We start from the raw sequence: 17,472 nt of genomic DNA, 5'->3' as shown, positions 1-17,472 counted from the left end.
GGTACGGGCCTGAAGAGCGTTCGAAAAGAGCGCTAGTGTAACAGGCGCCACGCCATGGCCTGCCGACTGCTCGTCATTCGTCGACGTCTACCTTCACCCGTCTGGCACTGCGCCCGCCTTCTGGTGCCAGCTGCAGGAAGATGCCGGCCGCCAGGATGGTCAACAGGCCGATGCACAGGTAGGTCGACTTGAAGGCGCTGAGCACGCCGCCGGCCGCATCCGGGTTGTCCAGGCTGAAGCCGCTGAGCAGCGCGGCGCCGGTGGCGATACCCATGCTGATCGACAGCTGTACCACCACCGACAGCAGGCCGTTACCGCTGCTGGCCTCGCTATCGGGCACATCGATCAGGGTCACGGTGTTCATGGCGGTGAACTGCAGCGAGTTGAAGGCGCCGATGAGGCTCAGCTGGATGGCCAGTTGCACATGCGAAGTCTCGCCGTCGACCAGCGCCATGCTGGTGATCAGCAGGCCCAGCAGTACGGTGTTGAAGGTCAGGATGCGTCGGTAGCCGAGGCGGTCGATCAACGGCTTGGCCAACGGCTTCATCGCCATGGCGGCCAGCGCCAGGGGAATCATGCTCATGCCCGCCTGGGCCGGCGAGTAGCCCATGCCCAGCTGCAACAGCAGCGGAGTGAGGAACGGCAGGGCGCCGGTACCCAGGCGCGCGAAGATATTGCCGAAGATGCCCACCGCAAAGCTGCGGGTATTGAACAGCCGCGGCGGGAACAGCGCGTTGAGCGTGCGTGCGGCGCGCAGCCAGTAGGCCGCCAGGCACGCCAGACCGCCGAGCAGCAGAAGCACCACGCGCATGTGCGGCAGGTGCAGCTCGCCCAGGCCTTCCAGTGCCATGGTGATCAACAGCATGCTGGCGCCGAACAGCAGGAAGCCGATCAGATCGAAACGGGTACGTTCGCTGCCGCGCAGCTCCGGCATGAAACGGTAGGCAGCCCAGCAACCCAGGGCGCCTACCGGCAGATTGAGCAGGAAGATCCAGTGCCAACTGGCGTATTCCACCAGCCAGCCACCCAGGGTCGGTCCGATCAGTGGGCCTAGCAGGCCGGGCAGGGTGATGAAACTCATGATGCGTACCAGCTCGGTACGCGGGTAGGCGCGCAGCACCACCAGGCGCCCCACCGGCATCATCAGCGCACCGCCCAGGCCTTGGATGATGCGCGCGATCACCAGCATGGTCAGCGACTGCGAGACCGCGCACAGCAGCGAGCCGAGGCTGAACAGGGCGATGGCGCCAAAGAAGATGTGCCGCGTACCGAAACGATCGGCCAGCCAGCCGGAGGCGGGAATCAGCAACGCCACGGTGAGCATGTAGGCGATGATCACCGACTGCATGCGCAGCGGATCTTCGGACAGATCCGCCGCCATGCTCGGCAGGGCGGTGTTGAGGATGGTGCCGTCCAGCGTCTGCATGAAGAAGGCGATGGCGACGATCCAGGGCAGCAGGCGGGCAGTGCGGGCGTCGAGCAAAGTCATGGCGATCGGCGATCTGCGGTGGTTGGAACAGTGTGACCCAACATGGCGGCGAATGTCGCAACAAACAGACACACCCGCGCCCCGATCAGGCGCAGGTGTGTGAGTCGCCTCACGAGGCCGAACGCATCTCCTCGACCAATCGCTGTGGCGTGCCGCGTACCGGCGCGCCATTGGCCACGTAGTAAGGCGCGGTGCTACGTGGCAGCGCCTCACAGCCACGGATACGGTCGGCAATCTTCTCGGCGATCATGATGGTGGTAGCGTTGAGATTGCCGGTGATGATCTCCGGCATGATCGACGCATCCACCACGCGCAACCCTTGGATGCCGTGCACGCGGCCCTGGCCGTCGACCACCGCCATGTCGTCGGTGCCCATCTTGCAAGAGCAGGACGGATGGAACGCGGTTTCCGCGTGCTCGCGGATAAAGGCATCCAGTTGCTCATCGGTTTGCACATCAGCACCCGGGCTGATCTCGCGGCCTCGGTAGGGGTCGAGGGCAGGCTGCGCCATGATCTCGCGAGTGATACGAACGGCGTCGCGAAACTCCTGCCAGTCCTGCTCACTGCTCATGTAGTTGAACAGGATGCTCGGGTGCTGACGCGGGTCCTTGGATTTCAAGTGCACGCGGCCACGGCTCGGCGAGCGCATGGAGCCAACATGAGCCTGGAAGCCATGTTCCTTCACCGCGTTGCTGCCGTTGTAATTGATCGCCACCGGCAGAAAGTGGTACTGCAGGTTCGGCCACTCGAATTCCGGGCGCGAGCGAATGAAGCCGCCGGCCTCGAACTGGTTGCTGGCGCCAACACCTTCGCCGGCGAATAGCCATTTTGCGCCGATGCCGGGCTGATTGAGCATCTTCAGCGCAGGGTACAGCGACACCGGCTGGGTGCAGGCGTACTGCACGTAAACCTCGAGGTGGTCCTGCAGGTTCTGGCCGACGCCCGGCAGCTCGTGCACCACGTCGATATCCAGACCACGCAGCAGCTCACCCGGGCCAACACCGGAACGCTGCAGAATCTGCGGCGAGGCGATGGCGCCGGCGCACAGCAGCACCTCGCGGCGTGCATGGGCGATGGTCGCCTCGTTCGCATTACCGATCAGGTAAGCGACACCGTTGGCGCGCTTGCCTTCGAACAGGATGCGGTCGGTAGTGGCGTGGGTGACGATGGTCAGGTTCGGTCGCTCGCGGGCCTGGTCCAGATAACCGCGGGCGGTGCTGGCGCGACGGCCTTCGGGCGTCACGGTGCGGTCCATCGGGCCGAAGCCTTCCTGTTGATAGCCGTTGAGGTCATCGGTACGTGGGTAGCCGGCCTGCACGCCGGCCTCGACCATAGCGTGGAACAGCGGGTTGTTGTCGGCCTTGGGCGTGGTCACGCTGACCGGGCCGCTGTCGCCGTGGTAGTCGTCGGCGCCTATGTCACGGGTTTCCGCCTTGCGGAAATACGGCAGGCAATCCAGGTAGCTCCAGTCTTCAAGACCCGGCTGCTTGGCCCAGTTGTCGAAGTCCATGGCGTTACCGCGGATGTAGCACATGCCGTTGATCAGCGACGAGCCGCCCAGGCCCTTGCCGCGCCCGCACTCCATGCGGCGATTGCCCATGTGCGGCTCCGGGTCGGTTTCATAGGCCCAGTTGTAGCGGCGGCCTTGCAGGGGAAACGCCAGGGCGGCCGGCATCTGGGTGCGGAAATCGAGGCGGTAGTCGGGGCCACCGGCTTCGAGCAGCAGTACGCTGACATCCGCATCTTCGCTCAGGCGGGTCGCCAGCACGTTGCCGGCCGAGCCGGCGCCAATGATGATGTAATCGAATTCCTGGGTCATGGCTCCTCCTGTTACCCGGCTGTGGTCCGGGAGAACACGGTGACTGTTGCCGGATGGCATCCGGGCTACGGGGCTGCGACTTTCTTGTGGGAGCGGATTCATCCGCGATGCTTTTTCGGCTGAAACGATGCGCTGCCCGCTCGCTCCCACGCTGTGCTGGCGGTCAGAACACCGAGGCGTAGTCGCCCAGCTCGACCTGCACGGACTTGATGCGCGTGTAATGGGCCAGGGTGGTCAGGCCGTTCTCGCGGCCCACGCCGGATTGCTTGTAGCCGCCGACCGGCATCTCGGCCGCCGACTCGCCCCAGGTGTTGATCCAGCAGATGCCCGCTTCCAGCGTGTGGATAACCCGGTGCGCGCGGTTCAGGTCGCGGGTCACGATGCCGGCGGCCAGGCCGTAGGTGGTGTCGTTGGCGCGGCGGATCACTTCGTCTTCGCTGTCGTAGACGAGGATGCTCATCACCGGGCCGAAGATTTCCTCGCGGGTGATGGTCATGTCGTCACGGCAGTCGGTGAACACCGTGGGTGCCACGTAGGCGCCGTTGGCGTAGTCGCCGTCGGTGATGCGCTCGCCGCCGATCAGCAGACGCGCGCCCTGCTGGCGGCCCTGCTCGATATAACCGAGCACGCGCTCCATGTGGGCGAAGCTGACTAGCGGGCCGAAATTGGTGTTGTCGTCCTGGGGGCTGCCCAGGCGGATGCGTTTGACCCGCTCGACGATCTTGCTCTCGAAGCGTGCCTGCAGGGCACGGGGCACGAACACCCGGGTGCCGTTGGTGCACACCTGACCGGTGCTGTAGAAGTTGGCCATCATGGCGATGTCCGCGGCGCGGTCGAGATCGGCGTCTTCGCAGATGATCAGCGGCGACTTGCCGCCCAGCTCCATGGTCACTTCCTTGAGCGACGAGCTGGACGCGCTGGCCATGACCTTCTTGCCGGTCACGGTGCCGCCGGTGAAGGAAATTTTCTCGATGCGCGGATGCTCGGTCAGCCACTGGCCGACCTCGGCGCCCAGGCCGGTCAGCACGTTGAACACGCCGTCCGGCACGCCGGCCTCGGTGTAAATCTCGGCGAGCTTCAGGGCGGTCAGCGAGGTGACTTCGCTGGGCTTGAAGATCATCGCGTTGCCGGCAGCCAGGGCCGGCGCGGATTTCCACAGGGCGATCTGGATCGGGTAGTTCCAGGCACCGATGCCGGCGACCACGCCCAGCGGCTCGCGGCGGGTGTAGACGAAGCTAGTGTCGCGCAGCGGGATCTGCTCACCCTCGATGGCAGGAATCAGGCCGGCGTAGTACTCCAGCACGTCGGCGCCGGTGACGATATCGACATAGCGGGTTTCCGACAGCGGCTTGCCGGTATCGAGCGTTTCCAGCTCGGCCAGCTCATCGTTGCGTTCGCGCAGGATGTCCACAGCACGGCGCAGGATGCGCGAGCGCTGCATGGCGGTCATCGCCGCCCACACCTTCTGGCCCTGTTCGGCACTGGCCACGGCGCGTTCGACGTCGTCCTGGCTGGCGCGCTGCACGTTGGCCAGCACCTCGCCGTTGGCCGGGTTGATGCTTTGAAAGGTGGTACCGCTGCTGGCGTCGACGTACTGGCCGCCAATGTAGAGCTGCTGATCTGCGAATCGGGCCATGGGGCGTCTCCTGATCGGGGCAAGACGCACTTGGCGCCTTGGCGAATGGATCGACTGAACGAGATGAAAAGGGATGTCAGCCGATTTGGTTAAAAAACAGCCTACTTTATTTTTATTGATCGATCAATCAATAAAGATCCTGAAGACGACCGAAAACGTGCCAGGAGCGGCATGAGTGCAGGGCTTCAGGTATTTTCAGGGGGCAGGCGAATGATTGCTGAAGGAGCGGACCAGGCCCTCAATTACGCTTCCACATGCGAATCAAAATGTGGATGGATCGGGCTGCGTAGGTGAAACCCATCAAGGTGTGATGGGTTTCACCCATCCTACGGAAGGGCTGGGGAAGATTTGTGGGATGGATCGAGCAGCGTAGGTGAATCGATCAAGTGTCGAAGGATGTCATCAATCTTGTGGGAGCGGGCCGTGCCCGCGATTCGCGCGCATGGCGCGCTCCCACATACGCCTCAGATTTGTAGGCTGAGTGCAACCCATCGGGGGCATGGGTTGCACCTAAGCGGCCCGAGCCATCCTACGGAAAGTCGGCTGGTTCTACTCGGCTTTGGCGAGCTGCAAATCGAGGTAGTCGTAAGCGATCTGCGCAGCCTGGCGGGTGTCGAAGTTCTCGCCGGTCAGGGCGCCGCGCAGCCACAGGCCGTCGATCAGCGCTGCCAGGCCGCGGGCGGCGGCGCGGGCTTGTGCTTGCGGCAGGGCGCGGCGGAACTGGCCGCACAGGTTGGAATACAGGCGCTGGTCGTTGACCCGCTGCAGGCGGCGCAAGGCCGGTTGGTGCATGCTGCTGGCCCAGAACGCCAGCCAGGTTTTCATCGCCGGGCCGCTGACCTGGGTTTCGTCGAAGTTGCCGTCGATGATGGCGCGCAGGCGGGCTCGTGGCGTGTCTTCGCGCAGCAGCCGGTAGCGTGCATGCACCGCTTCGCGCAGCGCCTGCATGAGGTGACGCATGGTCGCTTCGAGCAGGCCGTTCTTGTCCTGGAAATAGTGGCTGATGATGCCGTTCGACACGCCGGCGAGGCGTGCGATGTAGGCGATACTGGCATCGCTCATGCCAACTTGGTCGACGGCTTCCAGGGTTGCCGCAATCAGCTGGGAGCGGCGGATCGGCTGCATTCCGACCTTGGGCATCGTGTTCTCCGGCGAGTGGTGTTGCCGGAGTCTAACAGAGCGCGGGGAGTTGTCGGCGCGCTCAGGTTTCTCAGGCGATAAGCCGATAGCCGACACCCGCTTCAGTAACGATCAGCCGCGGCGCCGCCGGATCATCGCCGAGCTTCTGGCGCAGGTGGGCGATGACGATGCGCAGGTAATGGCTGTGTTCGGTGTGGGTCGGGCCCCAGATGTCGCGCAGCAGTTGCTGCTGGGTGACGACCATGCCGGGGTGGCGCGCCAGGGCTTCGAGCACCGCGTATTCCTTACGGGTCAGGCTGATTTCCTGGTCATTCAACGTGACGCGGCGAAAGGCGAAGTCGACCCGCAGCGGGCCGCTGGCGAGAGCCGCAGCAGGCTTCTCGCTGGCCGGTCGGCTGCGCAGTAGAGCGCGCACCCGGGCGAGAAATTCCTGCACGCCAAAGGGCTTGCTGACGTAGTCGTTGGCGCCGTTGTCCAGGGCCTGCACCTTGTCCTTTTCGCCGGCACGCACCGATAGCACAAGCACCGGCACAGCTGACCACTCGCGCAGTCGGGTCAGCACTTCCTGGCCGTCCAGGTCTGGCAGGCCGAGGTCGAGCACCACCAGGTCGGGCTGTTCCAAGGCCGCCAGGCGCAGGGCCGCCTCGCCGCCGTCGGCTTCCAGCACCTGGTAGCCGTGGGCCTGCAGGCCGATGCGCAGGAACTTGCGGATCGCCGCTTCGTCGTCGACCAGGAGGATGCGCGCTTCAGTCATGCCGGGTTCTCGTCAGGGGCTTGCAGGGGCAGTTGCAGGATCAGGGTGGTGCCCTGGCCGGGCATCGATTCGACCCGCGCCGTGCCGCCGTGGGCGTTGAGCATGCCCAGGCAGATCGCCAGGCCGAGGCCGGTGCCCTGGCCGCCGCGATCGCCCCGAGCCGCGGTGTAGAAAAGGTCGAAGATCTGCGCCTGTTCGTCGGCGGGAATCCCCGGGCCTTGGTCGGCGATGGCGAAGCTGAAGGTCTCGCCATCGTGGCTCAGGCGGATGTCGATGACGCCGCCGGGCGGCGAGAAGCGCGCGGCGTTGTCCAGCACGTTGACCAGGGCCTGTTCGATCAGTGCGCCCTGCACCCACAGCAGCGGCAGGTCGGCGGGTACCTCCATACGCACCTGCAGGTGCTTCAGCACCGGTTGCAGGCGCTGCAGAGCGGCAGCGAGCAGGTCGCTGGCGGCGACCCAGTCGCGCTCCAGGTGCAGGCCGCCATGGCCCAGGCGGGTCATGTCCAGCAGATTCTGGATGTAGCGGTCCAGGCGCGAGGCTTCGCTGGCGGTGCTTTGCAGCAGATCGTCGCGGGTCGCTGCGTCCAGGCTGTCGATGAACAGCTGCAGGGTTTCGATATTGCCGCGCATGGCGGTCAACGGCGTGCGCAGGTCGTGGGACACCGAGGCGAGCAGGGCGCTGCGCAGGCGCTCGGTTTCATGTTGCAGGCGAGTATGGCCGAGGGTCTCGACCAGTTGCACGCGGGCCAGGGCATGGGCCAGCAGTGGCAGCAGCACGTCGATCAGCTGGCGCTGCTCGCCGGCCGGCGGGTCGCCTTGGGCCGTGCGCATACCGAGCAGGGCCAGTGGCTGGTCGCCGTCCGTCAATGGCCACCACCACCAGTGCGGGTGGGTCAGGCTGTGGCTGTCGTAGCCACGCGGGTGTCGGTTCTGCCAGGCGTGCTCGGCGCTGATGCGCTCCAGCTCGCTGAGTGCCAGCGCGCTGCCGTCGGCCTGATGCCAGTTGCCCTGGGCGTCGCGGCTGAGCAGACACAGGCGCTCGGCTGGCAAATCCAGCTGGCCGAGCATGGCGGCCAGCAGGTCGCCCTGGTCCTGGGCGCTGGACAATTTGCCGGCGAAGCCCAGCAGGCTTTCGGTCTGCCGCTGGGCCATCTGCAGGTCACGGTACTGCTGGCGCTGGCGCGCGGCGAGGTTGCCGGTGAGCAGGGCGATGAGCAAAAAGAACAGCAGGGTCAGCACGTCCTGCTCGCGGTGCACCACCACCGACCAGGTGGGCGGTAGAAAGAAGAAACCGTAGGCGGCGAACGACAGCAGGGCACACAGCAGCGCCGGGCCGACACTGCTGCGCGCGGCCACCACCAGCACCATGGCGAGAAACAGCAGGGAGATGTTCGGCAGGTCCAGCCAGCGCGACACCAAAAGGGCCAGTGCGCAGCCGAGCAGCGCCGCGAGCGCGGCCAGCAGGTACTCGCGCGGTGGCGCGGGCGTGCGGCGGGAGGGGCGAGCAGCGGCGGGCGGCATCTGGGTTTCCGGAGCAGGGTGTGGGCAGATCATGGCGCTGTGCAAGGTTGGCGTAAAGAAGCACGGCCGCGCGTAAAAATGCCGTAAAAGTCTGGCCACCAAGGCTGCCACGCGCGCGAAGCCGGGTTATATCTGAAGCATCGATGTTTCAAGGGACTTCCCGAACGTGAGCACTGCCCCCCGTTCCTCGCACTTCGCGCTGCTGATCGGCGCGGCCGGTATCGTCTATGGCGATATCGGCACCAGCCCGTTGTATAGCCTCAAGGAAATCTTCTCGCCGCATTACGGCGTCGGCCTGTCCCAGGACAGCGTGCTGGGCATTCTGTCGCTGATCTTCTGGTCGCTGACCCTGGTGGTCACCGTCAAATACGTGATGTTCATCCTGCGTGCCGACAACGGCGGCGAGGGCGGCATCATGGCGCTCACCGCCCTGGCGCAACGGGCAGCGGCCGGCCATCCGCGGCTGCGCGCATTGCTGATCATGCTTGGCCTGTTCGGCGCCGCGCTGTTCTACGGCGACAGCATGCTCACCCCCGCGGTGTCGGTACTTTCGGCGGTGGAGGGCGTCGGCCTGGTGGTCGACGGCATCGACCACTGGGTGGTGCCGGTGGCGCTGGTGATCCTCATCTCGCTGTTCGTGCTGCAGCGTCACGGCACCGCGCGCATCGGCTACCTGTTCGGGCCAGTGATGGTGATCTGGTTCGTGACCCTCGGAGCCTTGGGCGTGCACGGCATCGTGCAGCGCCCGGAAGTGCTGCTCGCGCTCAACCCATACTGGGCGCTGCATTTCTTCCTGGCCAACCCGCTGATCGCCCTGACGGTGATGGGCGCCGTGGTGCTGACCATCACCGGCGCCGAAGCGCTGTATGCCGACCTCGGCCATTTCGGCCGCCGGCCCATCGTGCATGCCTGGCTGTTCCTGGCCTTCCCGGGCCTGTTGCTCAATTACTTCGGCCAGGGTGCGCTGTTGCTGATCGACCCGGAGACGGTGCGCAACCCCTTCTACCTGCTGGCGCCGGGCTGGGCGCTGATCCCGCTGATCGGCCTGTCCACGCTGGCCACCATCATCGCTTCCCAGGCGGTGATCACCGGCGCCTTCTCGGTGACTCGCCAGGCCATCCAGCTCGGCTACGTGCCGCGCATGCAGATCCTGCACACCTCCAGCGCCGAGCAGGGGCAAATCTACATTCCATTGATCAACAGCATGCTGCTGGTCGGTGTGGTGCTGCTGGTGCTCGGCTTCCAGTCGTCCAGCGGCCTGGCTGGCGCCTACGGCGTGGCGGTGACCGGCACCATGCTGTGCACCACGCTGCTGGTGTCGTCGGTGATCCTGCTGCTGTGGCGCTGGCCGAAAGTGCTGGCCGTGCCGCTGCTGGCGGTGTTCCTGCTGGTCGACGGCATCTTCTTCGCCGCCAACTTGCCGAAGATCATCGGCGGCGGTGCAGTGCCGATGGTCGTCGGCCTGCTGCTGTTCGGCCTGATGACCACCTGGAAACGCGGTCGCCAACTGGTGCTCGAACGGCTCGACGAACACTCCCTGGTGCTTCGCGACTTCATCGCCAGCATCGCCCTGCAACCGCCTCATCGGGTAGCCGGCACCGCGGTGTTCCTGACCAGCCGCATGGACGTAGTACCCCACGCGCTGTTGCATAATCTGTTGCATAACCAGGTGCTGCATGAGCGGGTGATGCTGCTCACCGTGCTCTACGAGGACCGACCGCGGGTGCCGCTGGCCGAACGCTTCGATCTGGAAACCTATGACCAGGGCTTCTACCGCGTGCGCCTGCGCTTTGGCTTCATGGAGGCCCCGGACATTCCCCGTGCTCTGGAACAGCTGAGCGACAAGGGCATCGACTGCCTGCCGATGCAGACCACCTACTTCCTCAGCCGGGAGACGGTGATCCCGTCCGAGCGCATCGGCATGGCCATGTGGCGCGAGCGGCTGTTCGCCGTGCTGCAGAAGAATGCTGGGAGTTCGCTGGGCTTCTTCAGGCTGCCGGTGAATCGGGTGATCGAGCTGGGGACGCAGGTGGAGATTTAGGTTGCGGAAAGGCGTAAGCCGCTGTTCGCTATCTCGTGGGAGGGGCTTTAGCCGCGAGCTCTTTACGCCTGGTTAGGCAAAATCGAGGCTAAAGCCTCTCCCACAAAAGTTCTGCTCACCGTCCGCTTCTGCCTTATAACAGTCACCGAGTCAGGCATCGCAGCGCCGCCAAACACTCGCCAGCCACGGCTGCTGCTCCCGCGACAGGCCGGTGGGGCGATAGTAATGTTCCAGCTCCTCGAAACCGGCGGCGTCGAGCAGGCGGCGCCAACTGGCCAGGTCGTGCCACGCGCCGTAGCGTTCGCCGCTCCAGCCCTCCTGGTTTTCGCCGCGCGGGTTGGAGCTGAACAGCACGCCGCCTGGCTTCAGGCTGCTGCGCAGTTCGCCTAGTACGCGCGGCAGCTCCTGGCTTGGAATATGGAACAGCACGGCATTGGCGAAGATGCCATCGAAGCGTTCGGCCGGCAGATCCAGGGCGAGAAAGTCCTGTTGCCAGACTTCGCAGCCGCTATCGGCGCGGGCCATGGCGACGAATTCGGGGCAACCGTCGAGGCCGACAGGCTGGTGGCCCAGGGCCTTGAAGGCGCGCAGATCCCGACCCGGGCCACAGCCGAAGTCGAGGATGCTCAATGGCGCGCTGCCGTGCACATGACGCAGCAGCGCCGCGATGTTCTGGCTGACGTCGTGGTCGCGGGTGCCCTCGCGAAAGTCTTCGGCGCCGGCCTGGTAATGGGCCAGCGTGCGGGTGGTGATCTGTTGCAGCTGTTGATGATCGAGGGGCATGGCGAGCCTCCGTACAAAACCTGGCGGCCATTTAACCCCATTCTGCAGGCGTTGCGCCGCCGGGTTACCATCGCACCCTGAACAGCATTCGAGGTGGCAGGGTGGATCTACAGCAGGGCTTCGTCCTGACCCGGCACTGGCGCGATACGCCGGCCGGTACCCAGGTGGAATTCTGGCTGTCGACCGACGCCGGCCCGCGCCTGGTGCGCCTGCCGCCGCAAACCTCGGTGGCCTTCATTCCCGCCGAGCAGCGTGCCCGCGCCGAGGCCCTGATCGCCGGCGACAAGCAATTCGAGCTGCGCCCGTTGCAGCTGCGGGATTTCCACCAACGGCCGGTGCTGGGCCTGTACTGCCGGCAGCAACGTCCGCTGCTTCAGCTGGAGCAGACCCTGCGCCAGGGCGGTGTGGCCGTTTACGAGGCCGATATCCGCCCGCCCGAACGCTACCTGATGGAGCGTTTCATCACCGCCCCGGTGCTGTTCAGCGGTACCGAGACGGCAGACGGCGTGCTGGTCGACGCCCAGCTCAAGCCGGCGCCGGACTACCGCCCGCAGCTCAAGCTGGTGTCCCTCGACATCGAGACCACCGCCCGTGGCGAGCTGTATTCCATCGCCCTGGAAGGCTGCGGCCAGCGCCAGGTGTACATGCTCGGGCCGCCGAACGGTCACGCCGAGGTCGATTTCGATCTCGACTATCTGGATAGCCGCGCCGCGCTGCTGGAAGCGCTCAACGGCTGGCTGGAGCGCTTCGATCCGGACGCCATCATCGGCTGGAATGTGGTGCAGTTCGACCTGCGCGTGCTGCACGAACATGCTCAGCGCCTGCAGGTGCCGTTGCGCCTGGGCCGTGGCGGCGAATTGCTGAGCTGGCGCGAGCATGGTTCCAAGCAGCATTTCTTCGCCAGCGCGCCGGGCCGGCTGATCATCGATGGCATCGAGTCGCTGCGTTCGGCGACCTGGAGCTTCCAGTCCTTCAGCCTGGAAAGCGTCGCCCAGCAACTGCTCGGCGAGGGCAAGGCGATCGACAACCCCTATCAGCGCATGGACGAGATCAACCGCATGTTCTCCGAGGACAAGCCGGCCCTGGCCCGCTACAACCTCAAGGACTGCGAGCTGGTCACGCGCATCTTCGCCAAGACCGAGCTGCTCACCTTCCTGCTCGAACGCGCCACGGTCACCGGGCTGCCGGTGGATCGCAGCGGCGGCTCGGTGGCGGCGTTCAGCCACCTGTACATGCCGCTGATGCACCGCCAGGGCTTCGTCGCGCCCAATCAGGGCGAGCGCCCACCCGAAGCCAGCCCCGGCGGTTTCGTGATGGATTCGCGGCCGGGGCTTTACGAGTCGGTGCTGGTGCTCGATTACAAGAGCCTGTATCCGTCGCTGATCCGCACCTTCCTGATCGACCCGGTGGGGTTGATCGAGGGCCTGCGCCAGCCCGACGACGAACATTCGATTCCCGGTTTTCGTGGCGCGCGCTTCTCGCGCACCAGGCATTGCCTGCCGGCCATCGTCGAGCGCGTGTGGCAGGGCCGCGAGGCGGCCAAGCGCGCCGGTAACGCGCCGCTGTCCCAGGCGCTGAAGATCATCATGAACGCCTTCTATGGCGTGCTTGGCTCCAGCGGCTGCCGCTTCTTCGATACCCGCCTGGCGTCGTCCATCACCCTGCGCGGTCACGAAGTGATGCGGCGCACCCGCGAGCTGATCGAGGCCGAAGGCCACACGGTGATCTACGGCGACACCGACTCCACCTTCGTCTGGCTGCGCCGCGCTCATTCGGAGGCAGACGCCGAGCGTATCGGCCGTGGCCTGGTGCAGGGCGTCAACGCCTGGTGGCGTGAGCACCTGGCGGCCGAGTTCGGTTTGCAGAGCGCCCTGGAGTTGCAGTTCGAGACCCACTTCAGCCGCTTTCTGATGCCCACCATCCGCGGCATGGAGGAGGGCAGCAAGAAGCGCTATGCCGGGTTGATCCGCCGCGTCGATGGCCGCGAGGACATGGTCTTCAAGGGCCTGGAAACCGTGCGCAGCGACTGGTCGCCGCTGGCCCAGCAGTTCCAGCAGGAGCTGTATCTGCGCATCTTCAAGGGCCAGCCCTACCAGGACTACGTGCGCGACTACGTGCAGCGCACCCTGGCTGGCGAGTTCGAGGAGCGTCTGGTGTACCGCAAACGCCTGCGCCGCCGCCTCGACGACTACCAGCGCAACGTGCCGCCCCATGTGCGCGCCGCGCGCCTGGCCGATGCCCACAACGACGAGCAGGGCCGCCCGCGCCAGTACCAGAGCGGCGGCTGGATCAGCTACGTGATCAGCGTCGCCGGCCCGGAACCCCTGGAGCTGCGCCGCGCGCCCATCGATTACGGCCACTACCTGACTAAGCAGCTGCAGCCGGTGGCCGACGCAATCTTGCCGTTCGTGGACGATGACTTCAGTGCACTGATCGGCGGGCAGCTGGAGCTGTTTTGAGTTTGCACAGCCTTGCGTCTGGCTCTCGCGCCGCGGCTCTGGCATCGTCGAGGCTGCTTTCACCATCCACCGGAGCTCCGATGATCCATCCCCTGCATGCCGAGCTCGGCTGCTTGCAGATCGAACGCGTCGTTGTAGATAGCCAGGCCGCGCATATCCGTCTGCGCGATGGCCAGCAGTTTGCCCTCAAGCTCGACGGTTATCTGCGCCTCGACCGCCTTTCGACCGCGCAGCGTGGCGACGTGCGGCTGGAGGGCGGTGGTTTCGTCGCCAGTTGGCGGCATCATGACGCGGGGCTGTGCGACAGCATCGACCTGGCCTGGGATGAGCTGCAGGATCAGGCCCTGAAGCGCCTGCACGCAGCCGGCTGGGACCTGCAAGCCATCAGCCAGCGTGATCGGCAGTTGGTGGTGCTGTGGCGCTTGCAGGCCGACTATTACAACGGCGGCCTGATGCAGTTCTTCGCCAACTGGGGCATGCCGACCTTCGAGTTGGCACAGCAGGCGCTTACCCTGATCGGCTTGCCGGCTGCCTGCCAGGCACTGCGTGATCTGTATGCGGTGTTCGCTCGCCTGGAGGATGAACCCGAGGAGATCGAGCTGTGGAGCATCTGCAGTTGGCTCGACGAGGCGGAGAACGCCCGCATCGACGAGTTGGACGATGGCTTCGATGCGTTGATCGCCGACCTGCCGATTCGTGCGCTGCATCACTTCCTGATCATCGACACCGAGCGACCGCCGGCCAATTAGCCGGAACCTCCCCACCCCACTGGGTTCCTTACTGAACATTCGTAAGGAGGCGACCCGCCATGGCGCTCAGTGAAAAACACAAGATGCTCACCGGCGAACTCTACCTGGCCAGTGACCCGGAGCTGCAGGCCGACAGCGCCGCGACCATGGCCTGGCTGGCGCGCTACAACGCCAAACTGGGGTTGTCCCAGGCCGAGCGCAATCAGGTACTGGGCGAGCGTCTGGCGGCGGTCGGCAGGGGCGTGGTGGTGCGCTCGCCGTTTCATTGCGACTACGGCTTCAACATCAGCCTGGGTGACGGCGTGTTCATCAACTTCAACTGTGTGATTCTCGACGTGGTGGCGGTGAGCATCGGTGACAAGACGCAGATCGGCCCGGGCGTGCAGATCCTCACCGCCGACCATCCGCGCGATCCGGGTGAACGTGAGTCCGGCTTGGAATTCGGGCGGCCGGTGAGTATCGGTCGCAACGTGTGGATTGGCGCCGGGGCGCTGATCCTGCCAGGCGTGACGGTGGGCGACGATGCGCTGATCGGTGCGGGCAGCGTGGTGACCCGCGATGTTCCGGCTGGCGCCAAGGTGGCGGGGAATCCGGCGCGGGTGCTGGATTGAGCGGATGAACGACGGGGTCGCGGGTCATAACGATTTTTTGATTTGGTTATAAATAAATCATTATTTATTCTTTTTAATATTTTCTGTTCCTCAGCATAGTGAGCACCACGCAACGACTCACCTGAGGAGCACAGCCATGAGCATCCGTCTGGGCGACATCGCCCCCGACTTCGAGCAGGATTCCAGTGAAGGCCGCATTCGTTTTCACGAGTGGCTGGGCAATCAGTGGGGAATTCTGTTCTCTCACCCGGCCGACTTCACCCCGGTGTGCACCACCGAGCTGGGCTTCACCGCCAAGCTGAAGGACGAGTTCGCCAAGCGCAACGTCAAGGCCATCGCCCTGTCCGTCGATCCGGTCGATTCGCACCTCAAATGGATCGACGACATTAACGAGACCCAGAACACCGCGGTCAACTTCCCGATTCTGGCCGACGCCGACCGCAAGGTGTCCGAGCTCTACGACCTGATTCACCCGAATGCCAACGACACTCTGACGGTGCGTTCGCTGTTCATCATCGACCCGAACAAGAAGGTGCGCCTGACCATCACCTACCCAGCGAGCACCGGGCGCAACTTCCATGAAATCCTGCGGGTGATCGATTCGCTGCAGCTCACCGACAGCCACAAAGTGGCCACGCCCGCCAACTGGCAGGACGGTGACGAGGTGGTGATCGTGCCGTCGCTCAAGGACGAGGACGAGATCAAGCAGCGCTTCCCCAAGGGCTATCGCGCCGTGAAGCCCTACCTGCGGCTCACCCCGCAGCCCAACAAGTAAGGACGTCTCATGCTGGTGGTTTTTCTGGGCGGCAGCCCGAGCCTGAGGTCGCGTTCCAATGTGTTGCTGGGCAAGGCCAGGCAGTGGCTGCAGGACCATGGTGTCGAGGTGGTGACCTATCAGGTACGCGACTTCGAGGCCGAGGATCTGCTCTTTGCCCGCTTCGATAGTCCGCGAATCCAGGCGCTGCAAGCCCATGTGGCGGCGGCTGACGGGCTGGTGGTGGCGACGCCGGTATACAAGGCATCGTTCTCCGGTGCCCTGAAGACCTTGCTCGACGTACTGCCCGAGCGTGCGTTGCACCACAAGGTGGTGCTGCCGGTGGCTACCGGTGGCAGCAACGCGCACATGCTGGCGGTGGATTACGCCCTGAAGCCGGTGCTGTCCGCGCTCAAGGCCCAGGAAGTGCTGCACGGCGTGTTCGCCGATGACAGCCAGATCAGTTACACCGAGGACGGTGGCGACTTGGCGCCGGCCCTGGAGCAGCGTCTGGACGACGCCTTGCAACACCTGATTCAGGCGCTCAATCGCCGGCCCCAGCCCATCGAGCCGGGCCTGTTGAACGAGCGGCTGCTCAGTGGGCGCTGGAGCGCCTGACGCGAGTCAACCTACAAATTCCAGGCAGTTCGCTGCCGCCCCACCTTACTAGCCCGTCAACGAGGCAGCAGGTGGCCACACACTCAATGCAGAGGAGAGCGCCATGCGCACTGTCACCCTGCGTCGGAGTCTGGTCGCCTTGTTTGCCGCGGCCATTTCCTTCGGCGCCATCACCCAAGCCCAGGCCGAGACACTGCGTATCGGTTATCAGAAGTACGGCACGCTGGTGTTGCTCAAGGCCAACGGCGCGCTGGAAAAGCGCCTGGCGGCCAAGGGCATCGACGTCAAATGGACCGAGTTCCCGGGCGGCCCGCAGCTGCTCGAAGGCCTGAACGTCGGCTCGGTGGACTTCGGCACTACCGGCGAAACGCCGCCGGTATTCGCCCAGGCCGCGGGTGCGGATCTGCTCTACGTGGCCTTCGAGCCGCCAGCACCGACCAGCGAAGCGATCCTGGTACCGAAGGATTCGCCGATCAAATCGGTCGCCGAGCTCAAGGGCAAGAAGGTCGTGCTCAACAAGGGCTCCAACGTGCACTACCTGCTGGTGCGCGCTCTGGAAGAGGCCGGCCTGAAATACAGCGACATCCAGCCCGTGTACCTGCCACCTGCCGATGCCCGCGCCGCCTTCGAGCGTGGCAGCGTCGACGCTTGGGTGATCTGGGATCCCTTCCAGGCCGCCGCCGAGCAGCAGCTGCAGGCGCGCACCCTGATCGACGGCAAGGGGCTGGTCAGCAACCACCAGTTCTACCTGGCGACCCGCCCCTATGCCGAAAAGCACCCGGAGGTGATCGAGGCGCTGGTCGAGGAAATCCGCGGCATCGGCGAGTGGGTCAAGGCTAATAACGACCAGACCGTTGCCCAGGTCGCGCCGCTGCTCGGCCTGTCACCGGACATCACTCGCCTGGCGGTGCAGCGCCAGAGCTACGGCGCCCAGCTGATCACCCCAGAGGTGGTCGAGGCCCAGCAGAAGATCGCTGACACCTTCACCGCGCTCAAGCTGATTCCAAAACCGCTGAAGATCAGCGACGTGATCTGGCACGCCCCGGCTAGCAAGGTTGCCCAGCAATAACTTCCCGCCCCCGCCCGTTTGGCGGGG

14 protein-coding genes are annotated in these 17,472 nt (G+C 65.1%); 7 read left to right on the top strand and 7 right to left on the bottom strand.

Going from position 1 to position 17,472, the window contains the following annotated elements:
- Nucleotides 1–73: 73 nt before the first annotated feature.
- The 6 genes from mdtD to PVA39_RS20905 all read right to left on the bottom strand — a co-directional run bounded on the left by mdtD (nucleotide 74) and on the right by PVA39_RS20905 (nucleotide 8,361).
- Nucleotides 74–1,489, bottom strand: coding sequence for a multidrug transporter subunit MdtD (gene mdtD, locus PVA39_RS20930; protein ID WP_274125683.1), 1,416 nt, complete (start codon nucleotides 1,487–1,489; stop codon nucleotides 74–76).
- Between the two features lie 109 nt (nucleotides 1,490–1,598).
- Nucleotides 1,599–3,308 (bottom strand): choline dehydrogenase, encoded by a 1,710-nt coding sequence (betA, locus tag PVA39_RS20925; protein ID WP_274125682.1) that lies wholly within the window; start codon nucleotides 3,306–3,308, stop codon nucleotides 1,599–1,601.
- A 163-nt stretch (nucleotides 3,309–3,471) separates the two neighbouring features.
- Nucleotides 3,472–4,944, bottom strand: coding sequence for a betaine-aldehyde dehydrogenase (betB, locus tag PVA39_RS20920; RefSeq protein ID WP_274125680.1), 1,473 nt, complete (start codon nucleotides 4,942–4,944; stop codon nucleotides 3,472–3,474).
- Between the two features lie 549 nt (nucleotides 4,945–5,493).
- Entirely contained in the window at nucleotides 5,494–6,084 is a 591-nt protein-coding gene (betI, locus tag PVA39_RS20915; protein ID WP_274125679.1) for a transcriptional regulator BetI, read from the bottom strand.
- A 70-nt stretch (nucleotides 6,085–6,154) separates the two neighbouring features.
- Nucleotides 6,155–6,838, bottom strand: coding sequence for a response regulator (locus tag PVA39_RS20910; RefSeq protein ID WP_274125678.1), 684 nt, complete (start codon nucleotides 6,836–6,838; stop codon nucleotides 6,155–6,157).
- Nucleotides 6,835–8,361: an ATP-binding protein gene (locus tag PVA39_RS20905; RefSeq protein ID WP_274125677.1), complete on the bottom strand. Its 1,527-nt coding sequence runs from the start codon at nucleotides 8,359–8,361 to the stop codon at nucleotides 6,835–6,837. Before PVA39_RS20905 ends, PVA39_RS20910 begins: the two co-directional genes overlap by 4 nt.
- Nucleotides 8,362–8,527: 166 nt before the next feature.
- Between PVA39_RS20905 and PVA39_RS20900 the strand changes: the two genes are divergently transcribed.
- A complete protein-coding gene (locus tag PVA39_RS20900; protein WP_274125675.1) occupies nucleotides 8,528–10,402 on the top strand; it encodes a potassium transporter Kup in 1,875 nt (624 codons plus the stop codon).
- A 150-nt stretch (nucleotides 10,403–10,552) separates the two neighbouring features.
- On the opposite strand, the gene PVA39_RS20895 is transcribed toward PVA39_RS20900, so the two are convergent.
- Nucleotides 10,553–11,185 carry a class I SAM-dependent methyltransferase gene (locus PVA39_RS20895; protein ID WP_274125673.1) on the bottom strand — a complete coding sequence of 211 codons (633 nt, stop codon included), beginning with the start codon at nucleotides 11,183–11,185 and terminating at the stop codon, nucleotides 10,553–10,555.
- A 101-nt stretch (nucleotides 11,186–11,286) separates the two neighbouring features.
- Here PVA39_RS20895 and PVA39_RS20890 point away from each other — a divergent pair, with 101 nt between their 5' ends.
- The 6 genes from PVA39_RS20890 (at nucleotide 11,287) to PVA39_RS20865 (ending at nucleotide 17,445) form a co-directional block, all read left to right on the top strand.
- Entirely contained in the window at nucleotides 11,287–13,644 is a 2,358-nt protein-coding gene (locus tag PVA39_RS20890; RefSeq protein ID WP_274125671.1) for a DNA polymerase II, read from the top strand.
- Between the two features lie 80 nt (nucleotides 13,645–13,724).
- A complete protein-coding gene (locus PVA39_RS20885) occupies nucleotides 13,725–14,393 on the top strand; it encodes a DMP19 family protein (protein WP_274125670.1) in 669 nt (222 codons plus the stop codon).
- Between the two features lie 59 nt (nucleotides 14,394–14,452).
- The gene (locus PVA39_RS20880; protein WP_274125668.1) at nucleotides 14,453–15,004 is read left to right on the top strand and encodes a sugar O-acetyltransferase; all 552 of its coding nucleotides are present in this window, start codon (nucleotides 14,453–14,455) and stop codon (nucleotides 15,002–15,004) included.
- 136 nt (nucleotides 15,005–15,140) lie between these two features.
- Nucleotides 15,141–15,779: a peroxiredoxin gene (locus tag PVA39_RS20875; protein WP_274125667.1), complete on the top strand. Its 639-nt coding sequence runs from the start codon at nucleotides 15,141–15,143 to the stop codon at nucleotides 15,777–15,779.
- A 9-nt stretch (nucleotides 15,780–15,788) separates the two neighbouring features.
- Entirely contained in the window at nucleotides 15,789–16,376 is a 588-nt protein-coding gene (ssuE, locus tag PVA39_RS20870; protein WP_274125665.1) for an NADPH-dependent FMN reductase, read from the top strand.
- A gap of 103 nt (nucleotides 16,377–16,479) precedes the next feature.
- The gene (locus PVA39_RS20865) at nucleotides 16,480–17,445 is read left to right on the top strand and encodes a sulfonate ABC transporter substrate-binding protein (RefSeq protein WP_274125664.1); all 966 of its coding nucleotides are present in this window, start codon (nucleotides 16,480–16,482) and stop codon (nucleotides 17,443–17,445) included.
- Nucleotides 17,446–17,472: the final 27 nt, after the last annotated feature.

Source organism: Pseudomonas sp. CNPSo 3701, assembly GCF_028674975.1.
Taxonomy (GTDB): domain Bacteria; phylum Pseudomonadota; class Gammaproteobacteria; order Pseudomonadales; family Pseudomonadaceae; genus Aquipseudomonas; species Aquipseudomonas straminea.
This window is presented reverse-complemented; position numbering and strand designations above follow the sequence as displayed.

Excerpts from the sequence above, each read along its gene's own strand:
- mdtD (WP_274125683.1), bottom strand. The coding sequence starts at position 1,489 with ATGACTTTGCTCGACGCCCGCACTGCCCGCCTGCTGCCCTGGATCGTC.
- betA (WP_274125682.1), bottom strand. The coding sequence starts at position 3,308 with ATGACCCAGGAATTCGATTACATCATCATTGGCGCCGGCTCGGCCGGC.
- betB (WP_274125680.1), bottom strand. The coding sequence starts at position 4,944 with ATGGCCCGATTCGCAGATCAGCAGCTCTACATTGGCGGCCAGTACGTC.
- betI (WP_274125679.1), bottom strand. The coding sequence starts at position 6,084 with ATGCCCAAGGTCGGAATGCAGCCGATCCGCCGCTCCCAGCTGATTGCG.
- PVA39_RS20910 (WP_274125678.1), bottom strand. The coding sequence starts at position 6,838 with ATGACTGAAGCGCGCATCCTCCTGGTCGACGACGAAGCGGCGATCCGC.
- PVA39_RS20905 (WP_274125677.1), bottom strand. The coding sequence starts at position 8,361 with ATGCCGCCCGCCGCTGCTCGCCCCTCCCGCCGCACGCCCGCGCCACCG.
- PVA39_RS20895 (WP_274125673.1), bottom strand. The coding sequence starts at position 11,185 with ATGCCCCTCGATCATCAACAGCTGCAACAGATCACCACCCGCACGCTG.
- PVA39_RS20885 (WP_274125670.1), top strand. The coding sequence starts at position 13,725 with ATGATCCATCCCCTGCATGCCGAGCTCGGCTGCTTGCAGATCGAACGC.
- PVA39_RS20880 (WP_274125668.1), top strand. The coding sequence starts at position 14,453 with ATGGCGCTCAGTGAAAAACACAAGATGCTCACCGGCGAACTCTACCTG.
- PVA39_RS20875 (WP_274125667.1), top strand. The coding sequence starts at position 15,141 with ATGAGCATCCGTCTGGGCGACATCGCCCCCGACTTCGAGCAGGATTCC.
- ssuE (WP_274125665.1), top strand. The coding sequence starts at position 15,789 with ATGCTGGTGGTTTTTCTGGGCGGCAGCCCGAGCCTGAGGTCGCGTTCC.
- PVA39_RS20865 (WP_274125664.1), top strand. The coding sequence starts at position 16,480 with ATGCGCACTGTCACCCTGCGTCGGAGTCTGGTCGCCTTGTTTGCCGCG.